This is a genomic window from Peribacillus sp. TH14 (assembly GCF_016651145.1).
Classification (GTDB): Bacteria; Bacillota; Bacilli; order Bacillales; family DSM-1321; genus Peribacillus; species Peribacillus butanolivorans.
The window spans coordinates 4,402,534-4,415,288 of the sequence record NZ_JAEKEK010000001.1; the positions used below are offsets into that span (position 1 = coordinate 4,402,534).

The 12,755-nt window shown below is 31.4% G+C and carries 10 protein-coding genes; 9 read left to right on the forward strand and 1 reads right to left on the reverse strand.

Annotated features, from left to right (window positions below):
- Positions 1–76 precede the first annotated feature (76 nt).
- From JFU50_RS21495 to JFU50_RS21530, 8 genes are all read left to right on the forward strand, one after another.
- Positions 77–1,480 carry a hypothetical protein gene (locus tag JFU50_RS21495; RefSeq protein WP_207198818.1) on the forward strand — a complete coding sequence of 468 codons (1,404 nt, stop codon included), beginning with the start codon at positions 77–79 and terminating at the stop codon, positions 1,478–1,480.
- Between the two features lie 2 nt (positions 1,481–1,482).
- On the forward strand, positions 1,483–3,111 hold the full coding sequence (locus tag JFU50_RS21500) for a tyrosine-type recombinase/integrase (RefSeq protein ID WP_201224030.1): 1,629 nt from the start codon (positions 1,483–1,485) through the stop codon (positions 3,109–3,111).
- Entirely contained in the window at positions 3,104–3,727 is a 624-nt protein-coding gene (locus JFU50_RS21505; RefSeq protein WP_201224031.1) for a hypothetical protein, read from the forward strand. The genes JFU50_RS21500 and JFU50_RS21505 overlap by 8 nt, the downstream gene beginning before the upstream one ends.
- 440 nt (positions 3,728–4,167) lie before the next feature.
- Positions 4,168–4,578, forward strand: coding sequence for a hypothetical protein (locus tag JFU50_RS21510; protein ID WP_201224033.1), 411 nt, complete (start codon positions 4,168–4,170; stop codon positions 4,576–4,578).
- Between the two features lie 397 nt (positions 4,579–4,975).
- Positions 4,976–5,707, forward strand: a complete 732-nt coding sequence (locus JFU50_RS21515; RefSeq protein ID WP_201224035.1) for a DNA-methyltransferase — start codon at positions 4,976–4,978, stop codon at positions 5,705–5,707.
- 746 nt (positions 5,708–6,453) lie between these two features.
- Positions 6,454–8,223 carry an ATP-dependent nuclease gene (locus JFU50_RS21520; protein ID WP_201224037.1) on the forward strand — a complete coding sequence of 590 codons (1,770 nt, stop codon included), beginning with the start codon at positions 6,454–6,456 and terminating at the stop codon, positions 8,221–8,223.
- Positions 8,224–8,629: 406 nt separating this feature from the next.
- Positions 8,630–8,839, forward strand: coding sequence for a CopD family protein (locus JFU50_RS21525; RefSeq protein ID WP_201225144.1), 210 nt, complete (start codon positions 8,630–8,632; stop codon positions 8,837–8,839).
- Positions 8,840–9,754: 915 nt separating this feature from the next.
- Positions 9,755–10,009: a hypothetical protein gene (locus tag JFU50_RS21530; protein WP_201224039.1), complete on the forward strand. Its 255-nt coding sequence runs from the start codon at positions 9,755–9,757 to the stop codon at positions 10,007–10,009.
- Positions 10,010–10,503: 494 nt separating this feature from the next.
- On the opposite strand, the gene JFU50_RS21535 is transcribed toward JFU50_RS21530, so the two are convergent.
- Complete coding sequence (locus JFU50_RS21535; protein ID WP_106028145.1) at positions 10,504–10,806, reverse strand: helix-turn-helix domain-containing protein; 303 nt, start codon at positions 10,804–10,806, stop codon at positions 10,504–10,506.
- A gap of 176 nt (positions 10,807–10,982) precedes the next feature.
- On the opposite strand from JFU50_RS21535, the gene JFU50_RS21540 reads away from it, so the two are divergent.
- Positions 10,983–12,647: a DUF262 domain-containing protein gene (locus JFU50_RS21540; protein ID WP_201224041.1), complete on the forward strand. Its 1,665-nt coding sequence runs from the start codon at positions 10,983–10,985 to the stop codon at positions 12,645–12,647.
- Positions 12,648–12,755 lie beyond the last annotated feature (108 nt).

The window sequence follows — 12,755 nt, forward strand, 5'->3', positions numbered from 1 at the left end:
GTTAAAAGATTACTCGTATGAAGAATTACAGTGGGTTTTTAAAACGGAGTATTTGAATTATTCCGATAAGAAGATATTGGTGGAATTTTTAAATTATCTTAAAGGTATAGTAGAAACTAAGTATAAATTTAAGTTCACACTTAATAAACTGGAGTTGAATAAAAGGGATGAAAAAGAAGTATATGAATTCGAAAAATTTCTTAATTATTATAAGTATGTTAAAGATTACAATCTACACATAGAAAAAGCTATTAGTAATAGAGATTACGCTATAACTTGGTTGTACATTACGATTCACTTAACCAACGCATGGCGGCACGGTGATGTTATTAGATTACCGAAAATCAATATTTCTGAGATGGGTATAACTACTTTTGCATACTTTAAGGATAAAAATCTTTCATTTGAACAAGCTTCCAAAATATTAGCCCAGGTAGATAAAACTAAAATGGTGAGACAGATTATAAGTAAAACAAGACTTAATAGAACTTTGAATGCAAATCAATCTCTAGTAGTTTCCTTGGCAACTGCATATGCAATATCACAGCTACACAGTGATATAGAACAAGATACATTGTTAATAAATTTTAAAACAAAATTTAATATACCATATGACAAGCCTTTCAATTTGTTTTTCGGGAAAAATTCAGAACTACTAGACTTTTCCTCATTAAAGATGAATAGGTCATTTGTTGAACATCTATATTACAGTATTTATAAAAAGGGAGGGAAAGCTTACACAGCATATCAGAAAGCAACTAAAGCGAGGAGCCATAAACTAAGTCCAAACCAATTGTATGCTGAAATAACACAAACTTATATAAATCAATATAATGAAGAAGCTCCTATTGATGATATTGCTGTAGAACTATTTGAACGTGGAGAATTTGGTTATTTGTACTATCTAATTCTTGAAGGAACAAAGGATGAACAGGGACAAGAACTTTCTTTAATGGATCAGACTGAGCTAATTAAACAATTTAAGAGCAGATATTCTCCAATAGAGGTTGAAGGTTTGGCAAAATTTATTCGAGAAAGACAAACAAATGATGCATCATTAGCATTTGAAATAATAAAACAACCTAAAGAAAACCTCAATGAAATATTAGATAAAATGTACCTCGGCCAAATGCCTTCCAGGGATAAAAACTATCACTGTTTATCATATCCAAAATGTCATAGAGTTGAGTCGGTAAGTTGTTCACATTGTCCTATAGCTATACCTAGAGCCGGGGCGTTACAATCTTTAAAAGATGAAATAGAGGCGAAAATTACAGCATTATTAAATGCGAATTCACTTGGTAATGTATTGAGAGATTTACCAATACTAAATGCTTTATTGAATAGATTAGCTGAAGCTGCAAAAGATTTGGGTAATGGGTATGTAAATGAGTTCATCGATTTGAAAAAACTAGGTGCACGTCTTACATCAGCTAAAGAAAGAGCAGAAAGCATAAAACGCTTGATTGAGGAGGGCTAACTTTGTCTCTAGCTTCAAAAAAGGTATTAACTCAGAGTAATACAATGGAGATTTATGTGAATGAACAATACACATTTGACCAATTAGGCATTAAAGAAGCACATCAGAAGTTTCAAGATAATAAAGATGAAGGTGTAATAGTTAATTGTGAATATTCAAGCGACATATGGTTCCTAAAATCAGAAAAAGTAAAAAGTAATAGAGTTAAAATAGAGTTTGACATTGATTTATATAAGGAATTAAAAGAGGCTTTAAAAATGTTTGTAGCATTCGAAATAACAAGAATTACTTCAGGAAATGTTAGGCGGAATGTTAATTATATCAAAAAGGCAATCCTAGCATCCAAAGGGTTTAAAGAAGAGGAAATTACAAACTTAGAGGATGAGATTGCAACTTCAAATAAACCTTATGATATGTCAAGGGCTGTTAAATCGTTTATGTACTTCATTGACCATCCGCTTAAGCAGGATTATGCTTACAGTCTTGACATATTCAGACCTAAAGAACCAAAAACAAGAACGCTTGTAAATTTCAAGGATTTATTATTATTTGGTCAAAAGGTAGATGAATTTCAGGCAAGTTGGAATGAAAGGGAAAAGCTTCTTTACTTCCCTATAATCATTTGGTGGAGGTTAACTTGTATTATACCACTTAGAACAGGCGAATTTGTAGGTATCAAACGAAATTGTTTAATTGATAAAGGGGGTAATTTCTTTATACAACTTCCTAGAACTAAACAAAAGGCTAAAAATAAACGTGATCTGGATATTGAAGACGTAGTACCGCTGAATGAATCTGTATACAAACTTATTCAGGAATATATAGACTTTACCGATGTTTTTGGGGAGGCTGAACAACTGCTCTCCACAAAAGCTTACATTGCGGGTTTGCGTATGAAAAAGAATTTTGCTGATGAGTGGTATCCTGTTAGATTAAGTAAATTAATCAACCATTTTTATGATAACGTGATTATAAAAAAAATGGGATCATATCCAGAGATTGAAAGAATAAAACCGATGGATACAAGACATTATGCTTTTATGAATTTGAAGCTATCCGGCGTAAATGAATTAACGATTGCAAGACTAGGTGGTCACAGAACTATTCACGCCCAAGAGCATTATTTTAAACATTTAGATGAGTTTGCTGACAGCTATGTCTATAGTTTGACCCGTTTAAGAAGGTTTAAAAGGCTGGACTCAAAATTAATAGAATACAAGGACGAGAATGATCTTATTATTCAAAAAAGCAGAATTAGAAATCCTAAGAAAGAAGATCTCAAAATGCATCCTTTCGGGATTTGTACCTTTCCAGACATACGTGTTATGGGATGTCCTAAGGAAGGTGAGTGTAGACACTGTACGGACTGGTTTAGATTAACCAAAGTAGAGTTGGAAAATCCGTTATGTTATGAGTGGTACCAAGACCATTCTAACTACCTAGCAAAGAGAATTAGAGAATCAATAGCTTTAATGAGAGCAGCCTCAAAAGGATTAGAATACGATTTTAGTAATCTGCAATGGTTTAGTATAGCTGATGAGGAACTTAAAACCTTATCAAGGGATATTTCCGTTATAATGATTCAAAAGTCAATTGTAGATAGTGTTTTAGAGGAGATGCTAAATGGGTAACAATTCAAATATAAAAAACAATCGTGGACCAGGTAGTCCTCAGAGTATTTCAAATGATGAACTAGAAGATATGTTAATAAAATTCGTTGCAGAAAACTCTCTCAATAAATTGAATTATCTGCAATTAGAGAAAAAAACAGGTGTTCATCGCCATATTTGGCGTAGAAGGATGGATAAGCAGATAAAGGAACTAAAAAGTTCCTTGCAACTTGATTTAGGGGGATCGGGAACAAAAGAATATGTGCAGTTTCCTAATATATCCAATGTGGTGGAAACCCATTGGAACAATAAGCAACAGATGATAGCTTCTTTTAAGATGTATGAAGACACTATTATGAGGTTTTATAATGACGCTTTGGCTTACCATAAGCATAAACACGAAGTTGCGAAATTAAAAAGCCAGCTAAAAGAGATTAAAGAAGAATTAAAGATCGCTAGGAATGATGTAAATTATTATAAAAATGAAGTGAGAGAATTATCTATACTTTCTAAGAATATTACGGAAAGGAAAGAGCGTAATCTTAAAAATGTGCTAGATATAAAAGAGAAAAGCAATAAGAATAAAGGCCTGTCCACTGATTTTGAGTCGAATTTTCCAAACTTATTTGAAGAATGAGGCATTGTAAATCTTCAAAGCCGAACAGTAGAGCAAAGCGTTACATTTTTTAAAGTAACAGGTTTACTTGGAGAATACGTAGAGAGTTTATAGAAAAGCTAATGCTAATTGGGATACTAAAAACATATAAAACAGAAACGAAAGATTTTGAATTTATACAAATTCCCAACTATGCCGGTCTTGTTGAAGTGAAATATGGCCTGAAACTAAGGTTTTTTATAAACTCTGAAATGAAATCTTGAAAGAAAGTGAGACCACGAAAGAATTACCCTTAATAATTCACTTCTAGATCATTGGAATGGATATGTGTTTTCATAATATGTTCATTATCTACTATTAAATTCCAATTTTTACCCGAAAGGTTTACTAAAGCAAGGCTAAAGGATAAAAGTAGATGAAACTTTTAGACAGAACATATTTCTTATCGGAAGGTGAAAAAAATGAGCAAAGAAAAAGTCCTACTACAACCAAAGGAATTAAGTTGCATTAGACTTCCATATGATATTGAACTTGATAGTTTAATTGGAAAACCACATAAAGGTGAACGGTCTTACCACAGCGGATTATATTGTGCAACAGTTCGAATTTTTACTTTCAGGCAAAAAGTCGAGGTCGAGTCACTAGTAGACATCGTATTTGATGATCACTACAAAAAAGACTTTCTCGAAATTGTTTATTATTGTCCTAGCATTGACAGATTAAGTGATGAAGCGTTTATGAAATTACAAGAAATAGTAAAAAATGAGGAACTTTCGATACTTAATCAAGCACTAATTATAATGAAAGGAATGAAAAGATCCGGAATTTATTGTAATGCGATAGAAAAATATATTACGAAGAATTATTTGTAAATAGTATGGATGGATAAATCTCGTAGTAGTAGAAGAAAAAACAACCAATCCTTTTTTTACACATCAAAGGTTTGGGTATTTTGTTAGTGTGATGGACAAGTATATCACTACAAACTTCAACATAAATTACCATCAGTATCTTATACATATATAAGATACATTGTTTCTAGAATCAGTCGCCATTTATTGGTGGCTTTTTTGTTTTAATTTTTTTAGAGAAAAGTTATCAAGTCTAAAAACAGCGCCAGCGTTCATCTACAATATTAATGTTTTTTGAGAAAATAATTTATTTTTTTAAAAAGGTCGAGCCTCCCCTTGTTTTTTAAGAGAAAAATTGAATTTAATACAAACACCTTAGGCAACTAAGAGTATTAAATCAAGATTGGGGATAAATAAAATGTCTGTAAGCAAATCAGCAGGAGAATTGAAATTAATAAATGGTGATGTCTTTAATGAGATTAAAAAAATTGATAGTAATTCTATTCATCTAATCTGTACGGATCCGCCATATTTTATTTCTAGAAAGACGAATTTTAAAAGTGGTGGCGGTGACCAAAAAAAATATGGCTCTATTTCAATGGAATTTGGTGAATGGGATTTAGAAGAGAATAGTTTAAACTGGTTTTCCCTAGTACAAGAATTTAAAAGAGTACTAGTTCCAGGTGGAACAATGGTCATCTTTTACGATATTTTTAAAATGAATGATATATCAATAGTAGCGGAAAAGCAGAAGTTGAAACAAAAAAGAATAGGGATTTGGGAAAAAACGAATCCGGTCCCAATTAATGCAAAAGTAAATTATTTGTCAAACTCAAGAGAATTTTTTATATCCTATACTAAAGGGACAAAAAGAACGTTTAATTCTTATTATGATAGGGCTATTTATGATGCACCTATAGTTAGTGGGAAAGTGAGATTTCACCCTTGTCAAAAGCCGGTTTCTGTTCTCGAAAAAATCATTGCAACTCATACTAATGAAGGTGAAACAGTATTAGATTGTTTTATGGGTTCAGGATCAACAGGACAGGCTGCAATAAACCAAAATCGGAACTTTATTGGTTTCGAATTAGATTATACCTACTTTAACAAAGCTTCGAATGCTTTGAATAAATTGCGACAAGTTAAATGATTTTGTTGCTGTTAAACCTCCAGAAGACATCATAGGGATCAGCCTCATGTGAAGAAAATAAATTTGACTACTAAAGGCTTTTACCCCGAACTTAACGATCCGAGTTAAACACCGTTTCCCGCGGTGTTTTTATTATGGAAATGAAAAATTAAATGTGGGTGTTAGGTGAAAATTTTTATGTATAATTACGAGCGTTTGTTCTGTAATATAAATTATAGAATGAATGGAGATTTTTAAATGACGATCCGTGACAAAGGAATTCTAAAGTGGCAAGCGACTTTGGTTTTACCTGACCATAAAGCTTTTCAAATAGAAATGAACAGAGATTATTTTTGACAAGTTAAACCAATATTAGATGAATACCAATTAGAAAGGTGTTTGAAAACATAATACACACAGTATCCTTTTTCTCTTCCAAAGACGAATTCCTCCAAAAATACAGTCAATAATAATAATCATTGCAATAAGAGACATAGAAACTTCCCCTTTAAAGATTTTATTAATCAATATATTGTAATTTTACCACAATTAATAGGAATTCCTTTGAATGAGTAGATTTATTCTAATAGCACAATCATTAAGAAAAACAGCCAAAATAAAAAACGAAAGAAAAAAGGTAATAAATAGAAAATGTCGAAATCATTCAAGTGGAGGTTTCGACTTATTTTAAAAATCAGGGTCTCTATATTTTTATGCACTTATTGATGTTTTTTTGGTAACAAAGGAAAAGTTTAGGAGGAGGAACTATGAAATTAACAAAACTAACAATTAGAAATTATAAAGGAATAAAGGAGCTTAGCTTAAACATCGAAAATATTTCACTTATTATCGGTCCGAATAATTGTAGCAAAAGTACAGTGCTTCAAGCATTAGTACAGTTTTCTTCGAGTGAAAAAAAAATGAAGAAGGATCTTTATCACAGACATATTACCTCTGAACCAATTAGTTTTCATGCTACATTTGAAAATTTAACACCAGAGGAAATAGAAATGCACGGACTTAAGAAATCAATGCACGAGCCAACAGGAAAATTTATTGTTAGATCAATTTATAAGTTTGACAGTGACGTTGAAAGAGTATCTAAGTTAAGTGGTAATGAGGATCATGATATGGACCAAGAACATTGGGAAGGTAAAATGGGAGGAGGGAAAGGTGGCACGCATTTTTTAAATGTATTTCCTGAGATTATTTATATTCCTGCGGTGAAAAATGCAAGTGACGATATTAAGGATACATCTCCATACATGAAAACTCTGTCTACCCTTTATAAAGATGTTATAAAAAATTTAGATGAGTATAAGGAAGCACAGGCAAAAACTGAACTTTTGCAAGATAAAATAAATGCACATGATAATGATCAGATTAAATATTTCGAAAAAGAAGTTCAAGGATTTTTAAAAGAAGTGACGGAAACTAAAATAAAGTTTAATGTTGATATAAATCCTTTGGATGAAATTGTTGGTACTTCTTTAAAGCCTAATTTTGACTATAATGGCTTGGAAACTTTGTTAGATCATCAAGGGAGTGGTGTTCAGCGTACATTTATACTATCTATACTTAAAGGGTTTAAGATGTATAGTAAAAAATATAGATCTGAAGAAAAGGGAGTCGGGAGACCACTAATTATAGCTATTGAAGAACCAGAGCTTTATCTTCATCCTCACCTTGCTAGAGTATTTAAAGACACACTATATTCTTTGGCAGATGAAGGGTTTTTTCAAGTCTTGGGAACGTCGCATTCTCCTAATTTCATTGATTTGTCACGTTCAAACAGAACATTAGCTAAGCTATCTTTAGATAATGAGAAAAATGTATTTGCACACCAGGTAAATTCAGATATTTTTGGATTGCCATCTCAAGAGAAGGATAAGTTTCAAGCATTATTAAAATTCAATCCTTATGTTAATGAAATATTTTTCGCTGAAAATGTCATATTAGTAGAAGGAGATACAGAGGTAATTGCTTTAAAGTTAATTGGAGAGAAACTTTTAGAGGCCGGGGAATTAGAAAGTGATATTTATAATAGGACATCAGTAGTTAATTGTGCTGGCAAAGGAACAATGTATGTTGTACTGAACGTTCTTAATAATTTTGGTGTGAAGTATACTTGTATTCATGACTATGATCTTACAGAGTATAATAAAAAAAATGAGAAACGAACTAAGAAGGCTTTAAAGGGAGTTTTAACTCTCAATCATAAAATTGAAAGTTTATGTAAGGCTCGAAATAATAAAAAAGCTGTGTTCCAACATACTTTTGAAGCTGAAATGCCGGAGGATTATGAAAAAGGAACTTCAAAGTCATTTGCAGCATATGATTATTTAAAGGAAAAAAGACTTGAAAATCTCCCTCATAGACTATTAAATATTGTTAGATTTGCATATAATATTTCATTGGATGAAGAACTCAATCATGACAATGAAAATATACTTATGTATTACAATTGGGATGTCCTGGAGGAGGCTATAGAGGAATGGTCTCCAGAAGTCGATGAAGATTATATAATTACAGTTTGATAAAAAGTAGCAGATATAATGAAGACTAATTGAATAATATAGGATAACAAAAATAATATAGGGTTTTCTTTTCTCGCATTTCTTTTCAATATTAAGTTCGCGTGGCTTTGATATAGAAGAGGTGCGTTTAATGAACTGTAATGAATAGCAATAACGAAAAACTCGTCAAATCTAGATGAGTTTTTTTATTTTGATATTCTCTAATGTTTTTACTTTTATCAAAATATCTTCTCTGATTCGTTGTATTCTTCACTCAAGATAATCTACCAATATTACCTAGGGTAAAGGGACTTAATCTGTAATGCTCCTATTTTTTATCCAGACAATCCTATAAATAACGTAAGATAAGAATTCCCATAGAATCTGCATATATATCAATAATGACATTTTAATTGAATGAGTACCCATATTAAGGTGGTTTACGCCCGTTGCATTAATTTGTTTCTTTATAACTTTTATATCAGGACTTTTTATAATGACTGTAGTGATCGATTATAAAGACTATGCAAATTCTTGGATTCTTCCTTATGGACAAGCACTTTTAATTAAACATCTGCTCATTATTCCTTTATTGGCTTATGTCTTTATTAATAGTATTTTGATTCGAAAAAAATAGAAAATAAGGTTAGTTTTAATCCAAGACCTTGGGCGAAAGCTGAGAGTTTAATTATATTTCTAATTTTCTCTGCTACTGCAGAATTAGGGCAACAAGGGCCACCTCATGATATTGAAACAACAATAGCCTCAACAGGACCGTCTATATTATTTGACCTATTATATCAAGGAAATATATCACGCGATTTAGAAATTGTTCTCAGTTTTGAATTTAACAGCGTAATGTTATTAATATTAGCTTTATCCTTCTTGGGGTTAACAATTTTGTCATACATAAAAAGAGCACCTATTCTGTTGTTTCACAATGAGTGTATTATGTGTGGTAGCTTTTTATTTATCATTAATGGTAAGCATTCAATTACAATTAATTTTATTAAAAACATAATACGAGGTGAAATGTGATGAAGAGTAAGAATTCTGGAATTGAAATTGCAGTTATACTCAAAATATTTTTTTGGTGCCCTGACTACATTAGTCGTAATCAAATCCGGAACAAAAAATGAAGAAAGCGAAACTTACTTCTTCCTACTGAAGGTCAACCAATCTTAGGTGTAGCCCTTTATGCCATCTAACAGATTATAAACCAGATTATATAAAAAACACCGTTTTAGTGTTATTGAATAAGATTGTTATAACAAGAAAGGGGAATACTTGAGCTACTAATTGAGGAGTTGGTAAGGTGAATCTTGCCTGAATATTCTTTGAGGAGTATTATCTTTAATTTATTTAGCTGATGCTATGGATATCTTACCGGCAACAACTTTATATATCGGTTTGGATTAATGTTTAGTAGTGGTCTTATTAATAAAAGTTCATAAAAAATATTTTTATTATCCCCTTGTTTCTAGGCTATAAATAGAATTTAATGCAAAGACCTTAGTCAGCTAAGAGAAAATATCGATGGGGGATAAATAAAATGTCGTTTAGTAATTCAGCAGATGATTGGAAAGATCAATTTATAAACAAGGTAGAGGAATTGAGCATACCGGCTCAGTATTATTTGTTTCGTAATTTATTAGAACAAACTTTATGTTATTCAAATAATTTGAGCGACAAAACAAGATGGATTCTTATGCACATCTTAGCGACCCAAGTGAAAACCTTGAAACAGTTAGATAAGGATACATTATATGGGTATCTATTAAATGATATAGAGCTGGAGAAAAAATAAGGGGTGTAGAATAAACTATTTCAGGATTGATTCCATTTTAAATAAATAAAGTAAAGATATGGTAAGGGTAAATCATACATTAGCTAAAAATGGGGGAATAGGGCTTGAAATTAAATACTTGAAAAGTTAACAAAGAATTTTTATAACTCAAAAATCATTAACCTCCTTATAACTTGTGATTTTTAACAGCTGATCAGAAAGGAATGAGGGGGATCGAGTTAATAAAGAAGAAAGAACAGAGTGAAGTAGTAGGTGGAGCAGAGATTTTAGTTTTATCTTAACTTTTGATAGCTTATTACTTCCGTATTATGTATGAAAGTCCATACTCATTATAGTCTTTTTGTTTTCTGGGGATTTATGGATGTATTACAGGTGTTCTCTAATTGAAGAGGAAACGTAATTAATTAACTTGGGCTATTTATATGTATAACTAAAAAAACACCGCTAAATACGGTGTTTTTATTTATACATTCTCTCTCACTTTTCTACAATAACTATTTCAAAAAAGATTGGATCATTTCAGTAACTTTTTGCCGTTGATCAGAGGATAACTTTTTTGCTGTATTGATTAGATCAACCAAATCGCTAGGCGTATCATCGTTAATCTCAAATATATCAATAATGCTAATTTCTAATGCTTCAGAAATTTTTAGAAGTGTTTCTATAGTTGGAGATATAGCATTCCTTTCTATTTTACTAATATTGGACTGACTAATTCCTGATAAATGTTCAAGTTGGGTACTAGATATACCTTTAGCTGATCTTAAAGTTCTCAATTTTTCACCCAAATTTATCATAATAAATCCCCCGTTAATACTGTTTATAAAAAAGAATTTTTTATTTATATAAGTGGAAACATCATAGCAAAAATGTTATTAAAAAAACGCATTTAGTCGAAGTTGACTATTTTGCGTTTAAAAATATTCATATATGACTATAATGAACATTAGAAGTTGTTCTTGGAGGTGAGAAAATGTCAATAGATACAAAAAGACTCAGTATTGGAAAGTTATTAGGGAGTGTTAATGAGGTCTTTCGAATACCTCTATATCAAAGACCATACAATTGGGGGAAAGATCAATGGAATGATTTATGGGAAGATTTAATCAGATTAGATGGTGACCAAACACATTTTCTGGGGTTTATCATTACCATAAGTCAAGAGCGGCAAAAAGGTTTTGGGTATTTTGAGGTAGTGGATGGACAACAACGAATAACAACTATTCTAATACTTTTAACTGCAATACGTGATTTAGCAGAGAAAATCGATAAGGATCGTGCGGCCTACATAAATAATTACTTTTTAAAAAGTTCAACAATAGATGAAATTGAAGCCAAGCTAATATTAGGTAGGAAGGATAACAAATTATTCAAAAAATTAGTTGAAAAAAGTATTAAAAGGGAAGAAGTGAAAAATGAAAAAGTCATTCAAGCTTATAATTTCTTTTTAGAAAAGTTGCAGGATAGTAAATTGCAATGGCAGCACATCTATACAAAGTTATTGGGGTCATTGGATCTTGTATTAATGGTTACTGATTCATATTATGACGCATTCAAGCTTTTTGAGACCCTAAATAACCGCGGGTTATCCCTTTCGTCCGTTGATTTGATTAAAAATTATTTACTAAGTAAATTTTCAGCCAACGAATCAATGTTGGAAGAATGCATTGATATTTGGGATAGTATTATCGAAAATATTGAGGATATTGAGTCGGTCCGGCACGATAAGGTTCGTTTCTTTAGACATTATTTGTTCTCTATTGAATATGGTGTAGTCCCAATACCTAAACTGTATTCGAAATATCAAAAGTTGATTGATTCAAATGATAATCTATTGAGTTTAGTTGAAGATATATGGTTAAAATCTGAAATGTATTTAAAGCTGTATAATGGAATATTAGGCATAAAGGAGGTGGATGATCGGCTAAATACGTTAGTACGTATAGAAGCAACTACGTGCTACCCTCTACTAATTAAGTGCCTCTCCGAGAATGTTAATAAAGATCAATTGATATCAATTTTGGAGGCTATCGAAGTTTTTACATTGCGAAGAAGTATATGTAATATTTCAACCCGAGACATAGATAGAATTTACAATCATTTGGCTTTAGAATCGTTCAATAAAGAAATGCCAGTTTCTTATATTGTTGATTATCTTAAGAGGAGAACCCCATCTGATACTGAATTTTATTTAAACTTCCAGAACCGGGATTTTACAAGGTCAGCACAAACGAAATATATCTTAGAAATGATAGAAAATGCACTAACAAACAACACAAAAGAAAAAACTATAAGTGGTCGGAGTGATGTTCACATCGAACATATTTTGCCAAGGGAATTACTAAGGAAAAGAAATAAAGACATTGAAAATTCTTGGCAAAAAGAACTAGGAACAAGAGCTTCTGAATATTCAATGTTCGTTAATAGAATTGGGAACCTTACGCTGCTTGGAAGCGAATTAAATATTACTGCATCTAATTATCCTTTTCATGAAAAGAAAAAAAAATATGAGCAATCCATCATAATGTTAACCAAAGAAATTTGTAAAGAAGACAAATGGACCTTCGAAGAAATAAATATAAGGAGTGTGTATCTTGCGGGCATAGCTAAGAAGATTTGGAATTTCAATAATCTTTAAAGTAGAGGGGTGTAAAGAACTATCCCTCGTTGTTGTTGGTTTTGGCTTTAATATCAAGTTTTAAAAAAAGCGTTGCTGTTAGCAATGCTTTTTAACTTAAATGAATAA